The organism is Leuconostoc falkenbergense, assembly GCF_014634805.1.
Classification (GTDB): Bacteria; Bacillota; Bacilli; order Lactobacillales; family Lactobacillaceae; genus Leuconostoc; species Leuconostoc falkenbergense.
The window spans coordinates 115,548-136,710 of the sequence record NZ_BMBS01000001.1; the positions used below are offsets into that span (position 1 = coordinate 115,548).

The 21,163-nt window shown below is 40.1% G+C and carries 16 protein-coding genes and 1 pseudogene; 3 read left to right on the top strand and 14 right to left on the bottom strand.

Going from position 1 to position 21,163, the window contains the following annotated elements; genetic code table 11:
- Nucleotides 1-21 precede the first annotated feature (21 nt).
- The 10 genes from IEU71_RS00620 to IEU71_RS10270 form a co-directional block, all read right to left on the bottom strand.
- Complete coding sequence (locus IEU71_RS00620) at nucleotides 22-2,067, bottom strand: PTS sugar transporter subunit IIABC (protein WP_004915544.1); 2,046 nt, start codon at nucleotides 2,065-2,067, stop codon at nucleotides 22-24.
- Nucleotides 2,068-2,098: 31 nt separating this feature from the next.
- Entirely contained in the window at nucleotides 2,099-2,800 is a 702-nt protein-coding gene (gene treR / locus IEU71_RS00625; protein ID WP_004915547.1) for a trehalose operon repressor, read from the bottom strand.
- 230 nt (nucleotides 2,801-3,030) lie between these two features.
- A complete protein-coding gene (locus IEU71_RS00630; RefSeq protein WP_004915550.1) occupies nucleotides 3,031-5,367 on the bottom strand; it encodes a Xaa-Pro dipeptidyl-peptidase in 2,337 nt (778 codons plus the stop codon).
- Between the two features lie 116 nt (nucleotides 5,368-5,483).
- Nucleotides 5,484-7,256, bottom strand: a complete 1,773-nt coding sequence (locus IEU71_RS00635) for an oleate hydratase (RefSeq protein ID WP_036067733.1) — start codon at nucleotides 7,254-7,256, stop codon at nucleotides 5,484-5,486.
- Nucleotides 7,257-7,407: 151 nt separating this feature from the next.
- The gene (locus IEU71_RS00640; protein ID WP_004915555.1) at nucleotides 7,408-9,942 is read right to left on the bottom strand and encodes a M1 family metallopeptidase; all 2,535 of its coding nucleotides are present in this window, start codon (nucleotides 9,940-9,942) and stop codon (nucleotides 7,408-7,410) included.
- Nucleotides 9,943-10,027: 85 nt separating this feature from the next.
- The gene (locus IEU71_RS00645) at nucleotides 10,028-10,972 is read right to left on the bottom strand and encodes a phosphoglycerate dehydrogenase (protein ID WP_004915558.1); all 945 of its coding nucleotides are present in this window, start codon (nucleotides 10,970-10,972) and stop codon (nucleotides 10,028-10,030) included.
- Nucleotides 10,973-10,974: 2 nt separating this feature from the next.
- Nucleotides 10,975-11,937 (bottom strand): sugar kinase, encoded by a 963-nt coding sequence (locus tag IEU71_RS00650; RefSeq protein WP_004915560.1) that lies wholly within the window; start codon nucleotides 11,935-11,937, stop codon nucleotides 10,975-10,977.
- A gap of 25 nt (nucleotides 11,938-11,962) precedes the next feature.
- Nucleotides 11,963-13,240 (bottom strand): hypothetical protein, encoded by a 1,278-nt coding sequence (locus IEU71_RS00655; RefSeq protein WP_004915563.1) that lies wholly within the window; start codon nucleotides 13,238-13,240, stop codon nucleotides 11,963-11,965.
- An 8-nt stretch (nucleotides 13,241-13,248) separates the two neighbouring features.
- A complete protein-coding gene (locus IEU71_RS00660; protein WP_004915565.1) occupies nucleotides 13,249-13,992 on the bottom strand; it encodes a sugar phosphate isomerase/epimerase family protein in 744 nt (247 codons plus the stop codon).
- 10 nt (nucleotides 13,993-14,002) lie between these two features.
- The gene (locus IEU71_RS10270; RefSeq protein WP_036067214.1) at nucleotides 14,003-14,260 is read right to left on the bottom strand and encodes a hypothetical protein; all 258 of its coding nucleotides are present in this window, start codon (nucleotides 14,258-14,260) and stop codon (nucleotides 14,003-14,005) included.
- A 110-nt stretch (nucleotides 14,261-14,370) separates the two neighbouring features.
- Between IEU71_RS10270 and IEU71_RS00670 the strand changes: the two genes are divergently transcribed.
- Together IEU71_RS00670 and IEU71_RS00675 are read left to right on the top strand one after the other, a co-directional pair.
- Entirely contained in the window at nucleotides 14,371-15,357 is a 987-nt protein-coding gene (locus tag IEU71_RS00670) for a LacI family DNA-binding transcriptional regulator (RefSeq protein WP_004915573.1), read from the top strand.
- Between the two features lie 165 nt (nucleotides 15,358-15,522).
- Nucleotides 15,523-17,642 (top strand): annotated as a pseudogene (locus IEU71_RS00675) (cation:proton antiporter).
- A 26-nt stretch (nucleotides 17,643-17,668) separates the two neighbouring features.
- Here IEU71_RS00675 and IEU71_RS00680 read toward each other — a convergent pair.
- From IEU71_RS00680 to IEU71_RS00695, 4 genes are read right to left on the bottom strand one after another with little or no spacing between them, the layout of a single operon-like run.
- Nucleotides 17,669-18,262 (bottom strand): DUF1054 family protein, encoded by a 594-nt coding sequence (locus tag IEU71_RS00680; protein WP_004915580.1) that lies wholly within the window; start codon nucleotides 18,260-18,262, stop codon nucleotides 17,669-17,671.
- Nucleotides 18,246-19,106 (bottom strand): YihY/virulence factor BrkB family protein, encoded by an 861-nt coding sequence (locus IEU71_RS00685; protein ID WP_004915581.1) that lies wholly within the window; start codon nucleotides 19,104-19,106, stop codon nucleotides 18,246-18,248. Before IEU71_RS00685 ends, IEU71_RS00680 begins: the two co-directional genes overlap by 17 nt.
- Nucleotides 19,107-19,149: 43 nt before the next feature.
- Nucleotides 19,150-19,839, bottom strand: a complete 690-nt coding sequence (locus IEU71_RS00690; RefSeq protein ID WP_036086962.1) for a VIT1/CCC1 transporter family protein — start codon at nucleotides 19,837-19,839, stop codon at nucleotides 19,150-19,152.
- Nucleotides 19,840-19,851: 12 nt separating this feature from the next.
- On the bottom strand, nucleotides 19,852-20,529 hold the full coding sequence (locus tag IEU71_RS00695) for a VIT1/CCC1 transporter family protein (RefSeq protein ID WP_004915587.1): 678 nt from the start codon (nucleotides 20,527-20,529) through the stop codon (nucleotides 19,852-19,854).
- Between the two features lie 129 nt (nucleotides 20,530-20,658).
- Between IEU71_RS00695 and IEU71_RS00700 the strand changes: the two genes are divergently transcribed.
- Entirely contained in the window at nucleotides 20,659-21,063 is a 405-nt protein-coding gene (locus IEU71_RS00700; RefSeq protein ID WP_004915590.1) for a Fur family transcriptional regulator, read from the top strand.
- The last annotated feature ends 100 nt before the right edge of the window (nucleotides 21,064-21,163 follow it).

Here is a 21,163-nt window from a genome sequence, read left to right on the forward strand (position 1 = left end):
ACTCCTTAAACAATTCTCACTTTACTTGGCAACTGCGTCTTTAAAGGCGTTTTTCTTTTCAACAGTCTTAACTTGACCTGTATCTGAATCTTTAAATCCGAAGAAGTAAACCATCGCAAACGACACCGCAATTGTCGCAATCGAAGCCACCCAGAAAATCAACATATTATTATCCGCACCTGTTTGACCCTTTGGCACCGCAAATGATGGGAAGCCAATCAATGATCCTGTGAATCCGTACATATTCAAGTTGAACAAACCGGCAATTAAGCCGCCGACAGCACCACCAATGTTAGCCATCCAGAATACACGGCCATACTTCAAATTAATACCATACATTGCTGGTTCTGTAATACCTGCCATCGCTGATAGGAAGCCCGCACCAGCCAATCCCTTAAGTGATGGAATCTTGGTCTTAGCCCAAACAGCCAAGGCACCAGCACCCTGTGCAATCATAGTAAAGTTCACAATTGCATTCAAAGTAGAGTGACCAGTTTGTGCAATTTCATTAGCAATCAATGGCACAACCATCCAGTGCAAACCGAAAATAACGAGTGCTTGATACAAACCACCAATAATCAAACCAGACAATGGATAATTTAAGTGCAAAAGCCAGTTAACAATTGTTGAAATACCTTGTGATACCAAAGTGATAGCTGGTCCAACGACAACAACAACGACTGATCCCACAATTAATAGCGTTAGCAAAGGTTGGAAAATTGAACGTAATACTAATGGCAAATGCTTTTTGAGCCAATTACCTACTGGACGTGCCAACCAAGCGGCAAAAATAATTGGGAAAATTGAGTATGCGTAACTTGGAATATTGATGGGTAAACCAAAGAAACTTGAATTAAGGCTTACACCAAACAAACTACCCAGCGCCTGCGCTGGTTGCACAACTTTGCCATCAACAACATGCGCCGTTGTCAAATTGATAAAGTCAGGCTTAACCAAGAAAGCACCAATAGCGGCAACTACGAAAGGATCACTTTTAAGCTGTTGCGCTGCGGAAAAGCCAACTAAAATAGGCAAAAAGTAGAACGGTGCCATGGCCATTGACTGTAAAATCGTAAACGTACTTGATGCTGGATCAATGAAGTAAATCGCTGGAAATGACGCTTTGTTTGAAAACAAGCTCAAAAATCCATTTAACATACCACCAGCAGCCAATAAACCGATGATTGGCATCATTGAGCCAGTTATCGTACCAATGATTGCTTGAAATGCATGGACCAAGGGATTCTTGGAACCTTTTTCTTGTTTGGTTGCAGCAACTGCATCTGCCGTCGCCGCATCATCTACGACACTGCTGCCTAGTTGCGCCACGACTTCATCATAAACGTCGGTGACTGCAGGTCCAATGACAACTTGATATTGCCCCAACGAATCAGCATAATTGACACCGGCAACCCCATTTAGGGATTCAATCTTGTGATCATCAGCGACTGTGTGGTCCTTCAAATAAAACCGCAAACGCGTGATACAATGAATGACCTTATCCACATTTTGTGCACCGCCGACGCCTTGAATAATGTCTGCCGCTAAGGGTTCGTACTTCGTACCATTTCCTTTTGCTGGTGCTGATGATGTTACCGGTGTAATAGTTTTCACAGTAGCGTCAGCAACAGTCTCACCAGCTGAAACATTCTCTTTACCAGAAATCAGTGTTAATTTGTCTAATACATCAGCCGTATTGGTAAAGACAACCATCGTTGTTGTATCAAGATGTGCTGCTTTGATTTCTGCTAAATCAACATCCCCAACATGATCCCCCGCTTTGACCTGATCACCTTCTTTAATTCGCCACTCGAAAGGCTTACCATCGAGACTGACGGTTTCCAAACCAACATGTGTCAGTACCTCCAATCCGTCAGAGCGTCGAACACCAAATGCATGTCCTTGCATGGCGATAACGACACCACTAACTGGGGCTACAATATCATGCCCAGTGGGTTGTAGGGCGAAACCATCTCCCATGGTTTTTTTACTAAATACTGGATCAGCCACATCAGCAAGTGAGATAACGTGACCTGCTAGTGGCGCTAAAATTTTTGTATCTGCCATTTTTTCTCCTCAATACAATTAACAACAACACTCAATGTCGCCTTGAAAATTCAACGCTTTTAAAGCGATCGGCTCGGTTTCTGGACTCAGTGAAAGAGATAATGCGACCATCATTCAAAAATGTCTCTGATCTAATCACAACGATTGGAATGGATTCAGCTAATCTCATTAATTGCCTGTCCGTAGCATTGGCAGGTTCAACCGTAATGGTTTTCTTAGCATAACTAATCACCAATCCCAATTGCTGTTCAAACAGTTCAAATAATGACACTGATTGCGATAATTTTTTGATTTCAGGCACAACATCTTTTAAAACGTAATCGTGATCAATAATCACTGGTTCGTTGTCCAAATATCGAATTCGGACAACAGCAGTTGCCGGCACAGGCGTGTTGTCACCATACTCAAATACCGATGGTACCTCACTATCTGTAATCGACAACAACTGTGTCCGTTCATCTAATTTCAGACGCGCAGCCAACTCACGATAACTTTCAACATGTGAAATAGGAAATGAGTAGCGATTTTGATTAATGACGAACGTGCCTCGTCCTTTAATTCGCATAACATATCCTTCATCAACTAGCATTGCCACAGCTTTTCGTGACGTCTCACGAGCCACGTGGTAACGATTCATTAACGCAAAATCACTCGGTAACATCTCATTATTGGGATATTTGCCATCGTTGATTTCTTTCAGTAGTTCATCGTGGATGATTTGATATTTATTCATTTTTAATCTCCTTCACTGATGTCTACAACACCAATATACCATCTGTTGAAAGCGTTTACAACGCTGTTTTAAAGGTTTTTTAGAGATTGTATAGACAAGTAGCCTAGTGTTAGTATCTGATAACCTTTTGACGACTAGACAGGATATTTATTCATTTTGGTCGTTCAGTTATGCACAAATAAAAAAGTGTAAAAAAAAAGCAACGAATAGTTGCTTTTCTCTTCATGTCATCATTTATTAACAATTGGTAAATCAATTTGACTATTGGCTAAATCTATCGTGTAAACAATATCTTGATTACCGCGGACGGTCATCTCGAAATCAGTCGCATACAAAACAACACCAAGTTGGTGACCTGAACGTATTTGATAGTGAGTTGGTTGTAAAGTCAATGAGACATTAACAAACTCGTCTGCCTGCAAATCATCAGTTTGCCAAACATTGGTTCGATTTTGCAAATTAATATGACCTAATGTTACCATTTTCTGATTTGCCTTGGTCATTTCAAAAGCCATCAAACGTGTTGGGCTAAAGTTTCGTCCGCGATCAACTGTGGCTTCTTGTGGTGTTGGTGAAACTTTCAGATATTGATCGGTCCCATAATCCACAATAATAGCGCTTAATAAACCAATATTTTTTGAGGATTTGACCCGTAAATTTAGCGTGATTTCACCATCAATCGTCTGAGCGGTTGATAATGCTTCTGTCTTAAAAATCTGTGTTGTTTCTGGTATTTTTCCTGAAATCAATGCTTGACGCCAAGCATTGAAATGCTTGCCATACTGCTTGAATTGGTCCTCAGGTAGCCAATCCCTGAAGCTTACTTCACCAGCTGATTGTGGGCTACGCGACAATTTTTTATCCGCGAAATGATAACTGACTTTTTGACCAATCCCCCAATCTTCTAGGGCATGCCAAGCTTCTGGATTGGTGTTATCTTGCCACGTCACTGTTGGCAATGAAGTCGTCGCGTCCACATGCAATCCCAATAGTTTTTCGGAAAACCAAAGATTAATTTGATCAGAAAAATCAAGGGAACGGTTATTATTGATGTAAATATGTTCTCCTTGATGCAAATATATCTTTTTAACATGATTATTTTGCTTTAAGGCAGACCAAAGCTGGTAAACTTGACGTGGTTTAACATTCCAATCATTTAAACCGTGAACCATCAGCATATCGATTTTGATATTTTGTACATGTTTCAGGTAATTACGCGAATCCCAATAGCGGTCATAGTTGCCGTTATCACGTGCCATAAGACGTGCAGTTTCTGATTGAAAGGCTTGCCACTGAGAACGTGTCCGCCACCAATCTGCTGGATCTTTCATTCTTGTGTAAACCAATTCAGCCAACACGTCCATATCTTCTCCCGGAAAGCCACCCGGTGCCACCACTAAACCATTATCACGGTAATATTGATACCAATTCGAAATAGCAGCTTCAGACACAACTGTTTCTAACCCTGCAACGCCAGTTGTTGCAACAGCAGTTGCTAATGTGCCCAAATACGAACGGCCTGTCATCGCAATTTTGTGACTCGACCAGTCAGCAGCAATTGCGATATTATCGTATCGATTCGTAAAAGCCACTCGGTTACCGGCAAGCCATTCGACAACATTTTTCATCGATTCGACTTGCTCGGGTGACCCCGTATCTTGCATACCATCAGCATGCCGTGTACCGACACCAGCAGAATAAGCAATCGCAAAACCACGCGACAAAAAGTATTGATTAAGATCAACTGGCAAACCAGCTTCAGCTGTAAATGAAACTTCCGTTTCAGTTGCGTGACCTGAAACTTTTCGCGGTTTGGCAGTCGAAGCTGATAGTCCTTGATATGTCACGTCATTTTTATCAACTTGAGTTGGTTCTTTCCGCTGCAAAGGCACATTGACCAAATGAATTTTAGCATCATTTTCTTTGACATTCAGTCCCTGATAATATGGAGAAGCAGTGAACAAAACGGGCAATGGTGTCTCACTTTTTGGACGAACAATGTCGACTTGTACTAAATCAAGCTGGCCATCGTTATCAGTGTCAACACTCGTTTCTACCCAGACAGACTCGCGAATCAAATCATTTGTATCAAACGTCGATAATGACTTACCATTAAAAATGAGACGTTGATTGTTTTGTGGTAAATAACCCTGACTAACTAATGCATCAATCAACAATAATCCAGTGCTATTATGAGTATTTAGCAACGTATACCAAGCATGGGGGATAGTATCAATCGCAACAATCGGCAAGCCTAGTTTTTGAAATGTCGCTACACCGTCAAAGTTATTATTGGCTAATTCATCATTGAATCCTAGTAACTGTGCACCAATACGATAAAAAACTGCTTGATCCACTGCTAGTTTTTGTTGGAAAAAACTATAAATTTCTTGTTCAGCCGTTGCCAAATGCAACCGCAACCAATCATTTTGAGCTGAAATAGAGTGGTAGCTAGGCAAAGCCTGTCTTAACAGCGTTTCAAAGTTGTCACTGTTAAATCCTAATGCTTTTAATTCCTGTAATTCAGTCGCTAAATCTACCTTAATTCGCCCGTATTGATTAATCATATTTTTTTCCTTTAATTGTTATTATTATCTCATTATACGACAAAAGCACCCGCCTGACGACGCGTGCTTTTATGACGACATAATTTAATGATGAGAAGCTACTGTTTCAATCATGCTCACATCAAGTGTGCTTCAACAAGCAGTTCTTCTAACCATGTCCCTTTAATTTTTTTCATGCCAACTTTTTGAATTAACTTAGGAATTGGCAGATTCATATCCGTGATGGCTTTTTTGTCGTTCATATAATACATGGCACGTAATAATTCACGAATATCGTAAATTGAATTAAACACTTCCGGCACACCGCGTTCAACATCTAGCAGACTATACACGGCTTCCATTGCTGTACGGACTGAGTATTCAGTCGTAAACACTGTATCGCGTGATGGTGACTCCGCAAAGTTACCAATGAATGCCAAATTAACCGACCCGTCAGGAATGACTTTTGGTCGATCACCCATAACACGTGGCATGAAGTAACTTGTGATAAATGGCATGTAAACCGGCACTGTATTAATCGACTCTTGCTTGGATAATTGCTGAATTTTACTTTCTGGTACGCCAAGGTGATAAAGTAATTCTTGCGTAATTTCTTCACCGGAGCAATCAACAATCGTCTTTTTCACATAGTTGCCGGGCACATCAGAATACAAGCCATAAATCCAGACAGTTGTTTCATTTGGCTTTTGAGTTTTGAAGTGAGGCTGACGATGTACGGCAAAACTCATTAGCCAATTAGAATCTGTAATTGTAATAATGCCGCCAGTATTGATTTTACCATCGTGCAAATCACGTTTCGTCAAACGTTCAATATAGGGATCAATTTCTGTATTTTCAATTGTGGCAGTCGCTGACACAAACCAACTTTTTGCAGGTAAATCTTGATAAAAGACCGATGGATGGCCAAATTCATCAGATTGTGCCGCCAAGTTTTCCCATAACTGCCATGATCCACCCGGCTCAGTAGTTACTGGTGCTGGTTCAAAGTGGCTGCCATAAGTTGTACTTTCGGTGATAGAGCCGTTCGTTACAAACACCAAATCGTTGGCAGTTAATGGTCTTGTTTCGTGTTGCCCGCTAACGGTTAATTCTAGTGACTTAGCCACCTTTTGACCATTATCAAAATCCACAATAATGTTATCTACCGTGGTATCAAATTGTACATCAACACCATGGTCTTCTAAGTAATGAATCAAGGGCAAAACCATCGAGTCATATTGATTATATTTATTAAATTTCAGGGCTGAAAAATCTGGTAATCCATCAATATGGTGAATAAAGCGCATGGCATAGCGACGCATTTCAACAGCAGAATGCCATTTTTCAAAGGCGAACATCGTTGCCCAGTAAGTCCAAAAATTGCTTTCAAAGAAAGCATCTGAGAAGTAATCTTCAATCGTTTGCGTACCCAACTTGGCTTCTGGTGTCATAATCAGTTTGATAATTTCTTGTGATGATTTACCCAAAGTATAGTCGCCGTCATCTGGCACACGATTACCGCGATCGTAAATCAATCGGCAATTTGAAGAATTGGGATCATCTTTGTCTAACCAATAATATTCATCAAGATATGAAGCACCCGGAATTTCAAGTGATGGAATTGATCGATACAAATCCCATAAGCACTCAAAATGATTTTCCATTTCACGACCGCCACGCGTTACGAATCCCACGTTCGGGCGTGCTATGCCATCTAATGAACCACCAGCTAATGGTAGCTCTTCTAAAATATGAATTGCCTCACCTTTCATTTGACCATCTCTAATCAAAAATACCGCAGCCGACAACCCAGCCAATCCGGAACCAACAATATACGCTGACTTTTGATCAACCCCCTTTGGCTTTCGTGGTGTGGCAAATGCCTCATAATTACCATTACTATAATACATGATGATCTCCTTTCAATTTGAAAACGCTTTCAATACACTTATATTTTATCGCTAATCATATCACAATTGCAATTTTCATAAGTACATCATCAGCCAAAGAAAAAACCTGATAGTTTTACAAACTATCAGGTGACTCACCTACAAATACTTTTTATTGCGTCACTTCAGCAACTGCTGCATTGACAGCATCTTTTTCAGCTGCAACGAGTGCTACACGACTTGTAATCACGCTGGTATCCATTTTAATTTCACGCGTCAGTCCCGGTGTATCTAATTTCGGTTCAAAGAAAGCTTTAAATTCATCAAGGCGAGTTTGTGTCTTGAAAACATTTGCAATGACAGTGATATAGGTCGTAAACTCCATATCACCACCCACTGTATCTTCTAGCCATTGCCACTCTTCACGTACCCAATCCCAAGCGGCTTGTTGTCCGTCTTCGTTAGCCAACAGCCCATAGAACCAACCACGCAAATCTTGTGGCTTAATTGTGTCAGCATCCTCAAATTTGCCAACTAGTTGTTCAATCAGCGCCTTATCAGTTGTGCTAGTGATAGCTGCACGCAAATCAGACTGATAGCTCGCGTCAGAAGTAGCGTGATATTCAGCCAGTAATTGATTAAACAGATCAGCAGACCCAAACTGTTTCATTTCATTTGCCAAAATGAAGACACGTGTACCAGCAGAAAGGCTCGTCAAATCATTTTCATGAGCTACAAATATATCATGTGCCGCTGCAATTGCGGCTGGATTTTCAGCATACAACGCAGCATTGATAATATATGGGCGCGACAATTGGTCGTCATTTGACTCACCATCAATATCTTGCCAGCCTAAACGTGCTAATTGATCTTGACTCAGTTGGTCATACAACCCCTTCAAAGCCTTTTCCTCATCAGAATGAGCGGTCACGAACTTTTTCAAATTCACTGCAACGCGGTAAAGTGCTGCGGTCACAACAGCCGAATGACTATTGGCAAAACGACCTAGTAATGGCACTAATTGTGCATAAGAAATTTGTCGTCCTTCAGCTAATAATCTCAAATCTTGCAAAATTTGTAATTGTGAAATCGCATCTAGCTGATCTGATTGACTTAAAATATCTTGTAGCAATGTCTCATCATATTTAACAATAAAATGAGAATTATTACCAACGTTCAAACGGAATGGTGTACCAAACTGTTCTCTTAACGCTTCATAATTACCAATCGTCACTGACTGATCTTTGAAAATAGCGGGTACGGCATCGTAATTACTGTTCAATGGAATGGCCCATTGACGGCCAACCTCTTTGCCATCGCCAATAAAGAACTGTTGTTGTGAAAGCGTCAATTGCCCATCAACAACAGCTGCTGTAACGACTGGATAACCAGGCTGTTCCAACCAAGAAGTCATGATAGCACTCACATCAATGCCAGAGGCTTGCCCCAATGCAGCCCATAAGTCAGCTCCAGTAGCATTACCAAATTGATGCGCAGCAAAATAAGCTTTCAAACCAGCACGCAAAGCCTCATCCCCAATCAACGCACGCACCATAACTAGCATACGCGCGCCTTTAGCATAAACAATAGCACCGTCAAACAGCGCATCAATTTCTGCAGGATGTTCAACTTGAACATGGACAGATTGCACCCCATCAGTCGCATCTCGTTGTAAGGCAGCTGGTGCATCAGCTGTTTGGAAACTTTCCCAAATGTGCCAATCAGGCTCTAAAGCATCGATGGCGACATACTCCATCATATTGGCAAAACTTTCATTTAGCCACAAGTCATCCCACCACTTCATCGTCACCAAATCGCCAAACCATTGGTGCGCCAACTCGTGGGCAATCACAGTTGCTACTACCTGCTTGGTATCTAGCGCTGTGTTGTCAGGATCAAGTAATAAGTATGCCTCACGATAGGTTACTAAGCCCCAGTTTTCCATTGCACCCGCTGAAAAATCAGGTAACGCAAGTTGCCATGAATGTGGCAATGGATAAGGCGTTTGATAGAAGTCTTCATAAAACTCGATTGAGCGCTTCGCAATATCTAGTGCAAAATCAAGCTCCTTAGCCTGATGTGCTTTGGTTGCGAAGACACCAATTTTAACACCACTTGTCGTTTTGGTCTCTTTCTTTTGCAAGTCACCAAAAGCAAAGGCAACTAAATATGTTGACATACGTACTGTTGTATCAAAATAGTGTACACCATTTGCTTCACGCACTTCAGGCATGTTCGCCAAGATAGTTTCGCCTGGCTGTTCATCAAACTTAATGGCTAAATCAAAAGTTGCTTTGGCTTCTGGTTCATCAATACTTGGAAAAGCCTGTCTGGCAAAATTGGTTTCAAATTGCGTGCCAATGATCTGCTTTTTCTCACCATCAACTTCATAATATGAAGGATAAATGCCCATCATCGTATCAGTCAAAACTGTCGTATAAGTAATAGTAACTTTTGTTTCACCTGACTTAGGTAATTCAATCCGAATAGCGTCTGCGTCATGGTCTACCATAAATGTCACATCTTGCTCGTCCGCTTGGACCGCACTAATCATCAAATCCTTTTGATGAATCGCAATCGTTTCTGATTTAGCGGTTCCAGTAATTGTGGTTTTACCACTAATCCGCTTAGATTCTCGATCAATATCCAAATAGATTTCATAATGTTTTGGTTGGAATGTATTATAAAATCGTGTCAATTCAGCCATAATATCTCCTATCAATTGTTAGAATAATTCCATTATACGCTTTTAAAATAAAAAACGTCCCACAAGCGGGACGTCAAAACAATGGTTATGCTTCTAGATGGTTAACAGCTGCTTCTGGCTGTTCGCCTTTAAGCACCCGCACAATATCATTTGTAGCATCAACTGCCATACGTGCTTTTGTTTCAATTGTATTTGAAGCAATGTGTGGTGTCAGCAAAACATTTTCTAAGCTAACCAATGGGTTGGTTACTGGCAAAGGCTCTTCTTCAAAGACGTCTAATGCCGCACCGGCAATTTCATTATTTTTAAGTGCTGCAACAAGATCTGATTCGACGATAATGACGCCACGTGCCATGTTAATCAGGTACGCGTCATTTTTCATCATTTTGAACTCGGCTGCGCCAATGGAATGCTCTGTTTCTGGCAAAGCTGGTAAATGCACCATCACATAATCTGCTGTCTTGAAAATAGTATCACGATCAACAATTGATACGCTATCAGTTGATTTAGCAAATGGATCATACGCAATAACTTTTACATCAAATCCGCTCAACTTTTTTGCAACTTGTTGACCAATTCGACCAAAGCCTAAAATACCAACCGTCTTGCCTTCAATATCACGACCGGGGTGTGACTTACGATAGTTCCAATTATCATCGTGAATGGCTTTAGCATCTTGATAGAGGTTTTTACTGATAGCTAACAGCTCTGATACAGCTGTTTCAGCTACTGACCCTGACAGAGCTTTTGGCGTGTTGACCACATAAATGCCCCGCTTTGTGGCAGCATCAACGTCAACAGCGTCATAACCAACACCATTACGCGCAATTACTTTTAGGTTTGGCATGGCATCCATAATGTCACCATCAAATGGTTGCGTGCCAATCAAGACAGCACTTGCGTTTGCGCCTTCAGTTTTCATCGTTTCACGGGCACGTCCAGTGCCAACAACCACTTCAAAACCAGCGTCTGTTAGTATTTTTTTACCTACTGCAGGAATATCATCTGGTAAATAAATTTGTTCTGTCATGCTTATGCCTCTTTCTGTTCTTTTGCTAAATAACTTGCCAATTGTTCTGGTGTTGGGTAACCGTCATTGTCGCCCGTTGTTTGAACTTGCAATGCACCAACGGCGTTACCACGTTCCACTGCTTGTGCCATTGTCAAACCTTCAATCAAGCCAGTAATGAGTCCCAATGCAAATCCATCGCCAGCGCCAACTGTATCCACTACTTTTTCAACTTTGAATCCCTGAACTGTGTAACTATCACCCGCTTTATTTTTGACGTATGCGCCTTCAGGACCAAGTTTAACAACAACCGTTTGCGTGCGTTCACTATTTGCCAAATAGAAATCGGCGATTTTTTCTGGATTACGCGAGCCCATTAAAATTTCACCTTCGTTAATGCCCGGCAAAACAATTTCGCCATATTTCGCCAAATCGTTAATGGTTGCAATCATTTTTTCTTGTGATTCCCACAAAGCAGGTCTCAAGTTAGGGTCAAATGTTGTCCGAATACCACGTTGAATTAGTTGTTCGGCAAAGTAACGGAATGCTTCTCGCGCTTGATTAGAAATAGCAGGAAAAATACCTGATAAATGTGCAATTTTAACGCCATCAAAATCGATGTGATCAATATTTGATTTATCAAAGTGAGCCGCAGCCGAATTGCGTCTAAAGTTAAAGGTTGAAGGATCACCTTTATCCACTAACTCTTTCAATTGAAATGCAGTCCAGTTATGGTCATCTGTTGAAATATAATGATTACCTACATGATACTTGGCAATTTCTTTTACTGCAAATTGTCCCAACGGATCAGCACCCACTTGAGAAATATATTCAGTTGAATGTCCCAGACGCGTCGCACCAATCATCACGTTTAGCTCTGCGCCACCCAAAAACTTATAATAGTTAATGCTATCAACTAACCCAGCATTCAAGTCAGTTGATGTAAAGGTTACAATTGGTTCACCTAATGTCAAAATTTCACTCATTATTTTACTCCTTAAACTCTTGTTTTTAGTGACCGAAGAAAGCAAATACTAGCAGTTCATTGACAATTGAAACTGCCCACATAACAGGAATGCCCATCTTCCAAAATTCTTTGGTTTCTAACTTTGAATATGTCAACGCCCATGTGTTCCATGATTGTGTTAAATCAATTGAAACCGCCATGATGCTTGCTGTATATAGCAATGGCAATAAGAAAATTGGTTGGAAAGTACCCGTAGCGGCCAAAACCGCAGCAGTCGCGGCACCGGCACCCCAAACATGCAAAGGCCCACGGAATAATGCCAATGGTGCTAAAATACCAACCGCAATCGCCAGCACAAGTGGACTACTTGGCAAGATAACTTCGATAATGCTTTTAAAGTGAGGCACATTCATTGTGGCAGCACCCGCAAACATCACTAGTGCCATCAAAAAGATAATCAGTCCTGAGATATCATTAATTGCTTGAGACACTGTTTTGTTAATGAATTCAACCAGACCTTTATAAGATTTCATCTGGCCCGTCAAAAGCAAAGCAATAATGGTTGCCAATAACAGCGCAGGAATTGCATCCCAGTGGAAAAACATATTTAATGCAACTGGTAAGACTGGCACAATGAAAGTAATTGGATGCGTCTTTTTAAAATCAGCTTGATTATTGGCGGCAATCGTCTCAATTTTGCCATTTTTAATACTTTTACTATTAATTAGAATGAAGATGATCACACCAATCAATTGAACACTCATCGCTGCTAAACCAAATATCAGATACTTTCCCGAGAAACTAACAGATGGGAAGAAAGCCTTAATTTGATTAAATAACACCACGTTAATGTACATTGGCGCACCAATTGCCATGGTAAATGCTGGTATAGCGACTTTTTTTGGAACGCCGATTGATAGCAAAATTGGAATTAAAATAACACCAATTGCGATTACTGATCCAACACCATAAGCAGATGAGAAAATCAACGCCGTGACCAATACCACCAAAATAGCAGCCAATATCGGTGCTTTTCGACCAACTTTTTCTGTTTGAGCTGAAATTGACCCGGCAATGCCTGAATCAACCAACACTCGCCCAAACCAAGAACCAAAAACAATATATATAATCGTTGGACCATAATTTAACGCCGGTGTTGCAATAACGTCTTGAATGACTTTATTGAATGGCACCAAGCCAATAACTGACCAAAGTAATGCCATTACGAAGAAGCCAATCACAAGATTGCCACCCTTCACAATGTAATAAATGAACCCGACAAATGTCAGTAACAATAGGATACTAATAATAATGTTAGTCATGATTTGCCTCAGTTATACGCTTCTAGTGCCTGCACACCATCAATAATGACTTGCTCGCTAGCAGTTGGATACTCAACTGCGACTGGTACGTCTTGTGGCAAAATCGTCAAGATTGCTTGCCAATTGATATCCCCGTCATTTAAAGGCACTGTCACAAGATTATCCCCACTACCCTTATCATCTTTCACATGAATGTAGCGAACGTAAGGTGTAAGTGCTTTCGCTGCGACAACTTCATCTTCGCCGACATAACGCCAATTACCCATATCATAGACATAGCCTATGTCGAGCTTAGCTGCTTTGGCAGCAGTCATGAATGCCTTAATGGCATCAATTTTACCTGATACCTGTGTTTGGTCATTTTCAATATTGGTTTCAATACCACGATTTAATAAAGCATTTAGTCGTTGGATATCTTCAGGTAACAATGTATCAAAATCACCTGTATTAAATTTGATCACGCTAACGCCAAGTTGCGCAGCCTCATCATAATATTGTTCCAATTTTGGATTGACACGATGATTAACAAAGACTTCATCTGGCACCGAATAAAATAAACGTAGTTGATGTGCTTTTGCGTAATCAGCAATAGCTGGCGTTTCAGCGGCAATGTAATCAAAATATTCACGACGTAATTCAGCTGACTGAACGCCCAATGCAACAACTTTTTTTAACATGTCTAATTGCTGCATGCCGTTGTCATGATCTTTAGCAAACACAAGATGGTTCAAGACGATTTGAGATTTTTTCATGATTCACTCCTTAATACTTGTTTAAATCTTTTACATGTTCTAATAATTCGTCAAAGCCTAAATCAGACAAATTATTAGTATCGTTTTTATCAAAATTTTCACTTTCAATTCTATTGAATTTTTCAACAAGGAAGTACGCAGATAAGTAGGCAGCCAATTCCTTTTTGGCCATACTCTCTAATTCCTTTGCATTAAAATCGAAGTTGAACGATTCAATGAATCTCAAGGCAAATTTTTCTGGATCAATGTGCATTTGTTCTTTAGCTATCTTAGTGTCCTTTTTAGTTTATCGTTTTCGGAAACCGGTTTACAAGATATATTGTAAACGCTTTCAAATATTTGTCAACCCCCAATTTCAATTTGTCGTATAATGTTTTCATGGATAAAAAAGTCACAATTAATGATATTGCCGCCCAAGCAGGGGTATCAAAAACCACCATTTCGCGTTATTTGAATGGTAAATTTGATAATATGTCAGGCAATACAAGAGCGCGTATCAAGGAAACAATTGATAAACTCGATTATCGGCCCAATCGTCAAGCGCAAGCCCTAAAAACGCATCACTCTTTTTTAATTGGCGTTTCAGTCGCTGATATTTCTAATATGTACACATCACGTTTGCTCAAAGGCATTGGCGAATATTTTCAAAAAACACATTATCAAGTCTTGATTATGGACGCCGATAATAGTGTTGAGCGAGAATTAAGTAACCTTGAAAAAATGATGATTGAACAAGTCGATGGCATCATTTTGCAACCACTTGTTCATCAACCTGAACATTATCAGTTGCTTGTCGATGAAAAGACACCAGTAGTCCAAGTAGATCGTTACACTGAACCATTCACTTGGCCTGCTGTTGTGTCTGATAATTTTCAAAAATCAGTCGAATTAGCTAAAATTTTCAAAACGAAATCATACGATGCTATTCTTGTTTTGGCCAACCACATCAATGGCGTATCTAGCCGAATGAATCGTTATAATGGTTTAGAAGCTGGCTTAACTGGTAGTGGTATCACCGTCAAACTAATTGAAATTGATGGCAGCGATTGGCAATCATTATTACATGCGGAAATCAAACAGCACCAACATCCAGCCATTTTTGCGCTCAATGGACAAGTGCTTTGGTCTGCCGTGCGTTTTGCCAAGGCACGCTCACTCAATATTCCTGAAGATGTCGGTTTAATTGGCTATGACGACGACCAATTTGCCGATATGATCACGCCGGCAATTGCATCAGTGTCACAAAATCCCCAAGAAATTGGCCGTGTCGCAGCAGAGCAATTATTATCAAGTGTTAACGGTCAAGCCACACCACCAAAAAATACCCGTATCCCATCCGAAATTCAAATGCGTGACTCTCTTTAATTTGTCAATCAGAATGACTTTACCATGCATTGTCAGATAACAGCCTTTATTGGTAAATACGGCGAAAATAATCGACTAGTGTTAAAATTGAATCATGTGGTTTTAAGCTTAAAACGCCACATACATTAATTTCATGATTACTAACAATCATTAATGAGGATTCAAATGGAAACACTTTATACCCTTTCGTTACTGCTTATTGGTGTTATTGCCACTAACATTATTAAAGATTTTATTCCAAAAATACCTGAAGCATTCATTCTAATCATTGTTGGTGTTGCTATGTCATTTACACCAATTTTTAACAATTTTGAATTAGAACCCGAATTTTTTATGTTAATGATTATTGCCCCGATTATGTTTATTGACGGTCAAAGACAATCATTTTCCAAAATTAAAAAGCGATTTGGGGGTATCTGGACGCTCTCGGTCGTTCTGGCCGTAGTAACTGCCTTAGTGGTTGGCATGATTACCAATCACGTTGAAGTAGCTTGGACACTGCCATTAGCAATTACTTTAGCTGCCATCGTGACACCTACTGATGCTGTTGCCGTCAAATCGCTAACTGCCGGTACTGATATGCCTGAGGGCGTCGGTGAAGCATTAGAATTGGAATCACTTTTTAATGACGCCACAGGCTTAGTCATGTTAGATTTATCCTTGTCCGTGCTCTCAAAAGGCACTTTTTCAGTGCTTAACGGTCTGGAACACTTCTTTTTTGTCGCTTTTGGCGGGGTTGTCATTGGCACTATTTCTGGGCTTTTAATTGTGGCATTGCGCGTCAATTTACAACAACGCGCCTCTAATCCTGAAACGACCATCATCCCCATCAGCTTATTAACACCGTTTGCTGTCTATTTATTAGCTGAACACTTAGGCACATCTGGTATTTTAGCGGTCGTGGCCACTGGTATGGTCCACAACTGGGAATCAAGTCGGTTACGCTTAACCTCAACAAGTGTTCAGCTGACTTCAAGAACTATTTGGGGCACCATTGCTGATGTTTTAAACGATATTGTCTTCTTGATTTTAGGCATTTCCTTACCAACTGTTTGGTTAGCCATGACTAAGATTGGGATATCTGGCACACTGCAACTAGCCGCGCTAAGTCTTTTAATTTATGTCGTTATGCTTGTATTGCGATACTTTTGGGCTTTACGTGACGATGATCGTAACAACCGCTCACGTCGTCATCGTCAGACACTTCCGTCATTCTTTGGTGATCGTAATGATCAAAATCATCGTTTCTATGCTAAAATTTTTGCCATTAGTGGCGTCCATGGTACTGTAACGTTAGCAATGGCTTTCTCATTACCTTATCAAATTGGTGGACGGGCTTTCCCATATCGCGAAGAGCTCATCATAGTCGCTACTATTGTCATTTTACTCAGCATGCTAATCAGTGCAATTGTGCTACCACTTAGCCTGCCAAAAAAAGTAGAAGCCTATTCCGATAGTGATTTAACCCATATTCGCGATAAAATGGTGGATTACGCCTCACTCAAAATTTTAGATACTGTCACTGACCATAGCACGCGTGAAGTATTATCAGCACAATTACAATCACAAAAAAATAAACTATTTATGATGGATGATAGGAAACGTCAATCACCTGAATTTATTGATTTAATTGCTGATACGCAGGATTTTATGATAGCTTATGTGCATGGCGATTATGCCTCTGCAACATATAGCTTAACTACCATCAATGCTTACACGAAAATACTCAATTACTCATTTAATAATAGTCAAAAAACAATGGGACATTTTAGTCATCACCTGAAGCATGCTTTGAAGCGCTTTATGAGACAATCTGCTTGGCATTTAGCTAATGGTGCAATTACCAAAGCACAACGTGACCGTATACGAAAAACAAAGCTTGCTAGCGATCCCAAATTTGCCGAAAACATTGAAAAATGGACTAATACAAGAAAAGAAATGTTACGCTTAAATGAGGACGTGATCACTGCCACAGACAAACATTAGATGATTTGTTAAGAGAACGCCTCGACAATAAACAAAGTGACAACGACTATATCTACATGACTCGCGAAACAATGAATCGCTTCTTCAGTGCCATTAAACGTGATTACCGCCAACAAACAACACAAGTTGACAACAGCCTATACATTCAAGCATTTCAATTTGAATATGATTTTGTACAACAGGGTGTCACAGATGGCTTTATTCCGACATCAATGGCGAGTGTCTTATACACTGAAATTAACCAAGCACAAACTTTACAGCTGCAAGAAAACAATCAGTTTGATGCCATTGGTGGCTAAAAAAAGAACTTCAATGAAGTTCTTTTTTAAACGAGTTGTTCATAAATTGGTTTTAATGTTCTTAGAGTATCGCTTAATGCCACCACTAGGCTTTCAGTGCCCACGCGTTGATCACCTCTTGGTATCACAACGCCAATCAAAACCTCACTATGTTTAACCTCTTGATACCGTTTAACTAAATGTGAGTAGTCTGACAGAGGTACTGTTTCATTAACCATGTGATCAGGGCTAAGCCGATAACTGGCTGGTAAAGATAAAACCATGTCAGTCACTGCTGTCATTTTATTGACAATGTCAGTAGTTTGTTTTGGCTTCATATTTTCTTCAATCGCCAAATAAAAATAAATATGATCAGCCCACATACCCAACTCAAAGTGTGGCAACATTTTATACCCGCGTCGATTGGGGGCAAAAGCCACCCATGTGTTATCTGGCGCATAGGTAGTTCGCCGCAAATGTTTTGCGACATGTGCATACCATTCTTGTCCATCTTCTTGCAAAATTGGTAAAGCTATGTCAGCAAATTCAACAAATTTTGGATCAATAATAGCCTTAATTTTGGCCATTCGTCCTGCTAAGGTTTCATCATTAAAAATATCAAAATCACTGTCTTGAAACAAGATCTTTCCCCCATTTTATCTCAGCTATCCACTTTATAATTACATATCCCAATACTAGAATTGTTGCAATCAAGTTCAACCAAATTAACAGTACAATCATGGAACTCACAGATTGATAAAAGTCATATTTTCCAATTGCAATCTTAGCATAGATGGTAAACCCTTTGTTCAAAGCATTTAGCATCAATAATTCTATGAAACTGCCAATCACGACAAACCGCAGAGGCGCTCTCGCATCTTTAGTGGGTAACAAAAAGTTCATCATCGTTAACGCTAACCACATCCCCAACCAGATAAACCAACGTGTTTGGTGTTGCAAAAAACTGGTCCATTGCGTATGCGGTAAGTGCTGCATAGCAATCGTTAGAACGTTACTCCCAATCATCAATAAAGCGAACGCTGCAATAATCACAAGTAACCATAGAAATGAAAACAAACGTGTCAACATGTTATTAAAACGTTCATCAACATCAGCAATGGCATTGAAAGACTTACGGAATACAGCAATCACGCGAGAAATTGACCAAATGGTGAAGATAACAGTAAACGACAGTAATGAGGCACTTTTTGACGCCAAGACCGACTGCATAATTGGAATCACAATATTTTCAATATTTTTTGGTAGCATATTGCGCATGGCCGTCAATAAATCTGCTGTACTAAAGCTTGTAAAGGACACGATCATCGCTGCGCCCATCAATATTGGAAAGACCGTTAACAAGGCATAGTAAGCAAATGTCGGACCAACATAACTAATTTGTGATCGCGAAAAAAGCTCGCCTAAAGTGGATAATTTAAAACGCGCATCAATCACACGCCATGTTTGCTTAATTTTGTTATTCATGCTCCCATTATCTCAAATATTAAGCCCCACGAGCAAGTCTATCTCAAAACAGTTTTCCAATACCAAAGTGAATGGCGACTGTTACAAGACCAATAATAATATTTCGGATAACTGCACGCTTAATAAGACCATTAGAAATTTTGGCACTCAAAAATCCAGTTAACGCGACAGCCACAACAGTTGCACCAATTGTAGCAACAAATTGATAGCGTCCTGTGACCAATATTAAGGCAGCTAATGGGAAAACACCACCAATCGCAGCACTAAATAGTGACGACCACGCTGCTGACCAAGGATTCATGTAATGTCCTAACGTCAAATCGTATTTAACACTCAAAACTGTTTCGAGTGGTTTTTTAACTAATAGTTCATCCGCAATCGCTAGCGCTGTATTTTGAGATACCCCACGCTCAACATAAAAATCTGCCACGCTCCTTCGCTGTCCTTCAAAATCATCATGTAGTAACTTTTTTTCACGCGCGACGACGACTTTTTCACTATCAGATTGCGAACTAACTGACGCATATTCGCCTGAAGCCATCGATAAAGCACACGCTAATAAATCTGCTAAACCAGCAATAAATATCGCAAAATGATTAGTCGTGGCGGCTGCTACCGAAAACAACACACCAACAACGGTTAAAATGCCATCATTTGCCCCAAGAACACCTGCACGAATCGCATTTAGTCGCTCATCCATTGTCATACTTTTATTATTTTTTTGCTCTGACATTGTGTCCCCCTTTTATCGAAATAAACTACCGATGGCAAATGTTACAACCATCGTAAATATGCCCGCTAATACATTACGCACAGCAGCATGTTTTTTATCAGCACCATTCAAATGTGCAGCTACATAGCCTGTTAGTGCTAAGGCAATAGCAACAGCGAAAAAAGTCAACCATTCACGACTGCTTGTAGGTGACAAATACATTGCTAACATCGGCAAAATAGACCCAACTGGAAAACTAATTAACGAAGCTAACGCCGCATCTTTGGCACTCAATTCATTATCTAATGAGAAACCAAATCGTTCACGAACTGTGGTCACAAGTGGCTCCTTAGTCATCATCTCACGCGTTGCTTGCATTGCAAGCTGCTCAGAAATACCATTATCTTCATATTTCTTTTGAACAAATTTGAACTCACCGTCAAAATTTTGTTTCAACGCTAATGATTGTTCTCGTCGTACTTTTTCTTGTGCATCATGTTGTGAACTAACCGACACATATTCTCCCATTGCCATGGAAACTGTTCCAGCTAGCGTACCAGCAAAACCTGCTAAAAGAATTGTTCCGGTATGACTGGTGGCTCCAGCAACACCCAATATAATTCCTGATACTGACAAGATGCCATCATTGGCACCCATCACTGCAGCACGAATGACATTGTTACGTTGCATCAAACTCTGCTTTTCCGACATTTTATCCCCCCTCTTTTTTAGAATCATTCTAATATAATAACATTGTAACGCTCTTGGTCTGACAATTCAAGTCGCTTAGTAGAATATTTTAGACGTGATATAATTAGGTCATATTAAATGGAGATGCTGATGCCTGATCAAAAATTGCGCAACATGTTGCAAAAACGTGGACTAAAAGCGACGTCTCAGCGTATGATTATTTTAGATTATCTGATGTCTCACAAAACCCATCCGACAGCTGAAATGATCCACGCTGATTTGCAAACAATTAGTTTAGCCACGGTTTATAATACACTTGAAAAATTGGTGGATAGTGGTCTAGTTGTTGTTATTGATAGCCATGATGACAAACGCCATTTTGATTACTATGGTGAACCACACTATCACATCATCAACCAAAAAACGCATGAAATTATTGATGCTAATAATTTTGACGTGCAACCATTACTTGACGCGGCTCGGAAGGCCAGCGGTCTCAATATTTCTGGCTATCACATTGAGTTGTACGGCGTTGACCCTAAAGATGCAAAATAAAAACACAACTGTTATGAAAAAACTGAAGTGAACCCAATAACTTGGACAAAATAAAAAAATGTCCAGAAAGTTATTGGGTTTTTCTATGTCTAAATATTCA

What these genes read in the sequence shown, in the direction of transcription:
- IEU71_RS00670 (WP_004915573.1), top strand. Translation starts at nt 14,371, where the DNA reads ATGGATAAAAAAGTCACAATTAATGATATTGCCGCCCAAGCAGGGGTA.
- IEU71_RS00660 (WP_004915565.1), bottom strand. Translation starts at nt 13,992, where the DNA reads ATGAAAAAATCTCAAATCGTCTTGAACCATCTTGTGTTTGCTAAAGAT.
- IEU71_RS00655 (WP_004915563.1), bottom strand. Translation starts at nt 13,240, where the DNA reads ATGACTAACATTATTATTAGTATCCTATTGTTACTGACATTTGTCGGG.
- IEU71_RS00620 (WP_004915544.1), bottom strand. Translation starts at nt 2,067, where the DNA reads ATGGCAGATACAAAAATTTTAGCGCCACTAGCAGGTCACGTTATCTCA.
- IEU71_RS00700 (WP_004915590.1), top strand. Translation starts at nt 20,659, where the DNA reads ATGCCTGATCAAAAATTGCGCAACATGTTGCAAAAACGTGGACTAAAA.
- IEU71_RS00690 (WP_036086962.1), bottom strand. Translation starts at nt 19,839, where the DNA reads ATGTCAGAGCAAAAAAATAATAAAAGTATGACAATGGATGAGCGACTA.
- IEU71_RS00635 (WP_036067733.1), bottom strand. Translation starts at nt 7,256, where the DNA reads ATGTATTATAGTAATGGTAATTATGAGGCATTTGCCACACCACGAAAG.
- IEU71_RS00630 (WP_004915550.1), bottom strand. Translation starts at nt 5,367, where the DNA reads ATGATTAATCAATACGGGCGAATTAAGGTAGATTTAGCGACTGAATTA.
- IEU71_RS00685 (WP_004915581.1), bottom strand. Translation starts at nt 19,106, where the DNA reads ATGAATAACAAAATTAAGCAAACATGGCGTGTGATTGATGCGCGTTTT.
- treR (WP_004915547.1), bottom strand. Translation starts at nt 2,800, where the DNA reads ATGAATAAATATCAAATCATCCACGATGAACTACTGAAAGAAATCAAC.
- IEU71_RS00645 (WP_004915558.1), bottom strand. Translation starts at nt 10,972, where the DNA reads ATGACAGAACAAATTTATTTACCAGATGATATTCCTGCAGTAGGTAAA.
- IEU71_RS00650 (WP_004915560.1), bottom strand. Translation starts at nt 11,937, where the DNA reads ATGAGTGAAATTTTGACATTAGGTGAACCAATTGTAACCTTTACATCA.
- IEU71_RS00695 (WP_004915587.1), bottom strand. Translation starts at nt 20,529, where the DNA reads ATGTCGGAAAAGCAGAGTTTGATGCAACGTAACAATGTCATTCGTGCT.
- IEU71_RS00640 (WP_004915555.1), bottom strand. Translation starts at nt 9,942, where the DNA reads ATGGCTGAATTGACACGATTTTATAATACATTCCAACCAAAACATTAT.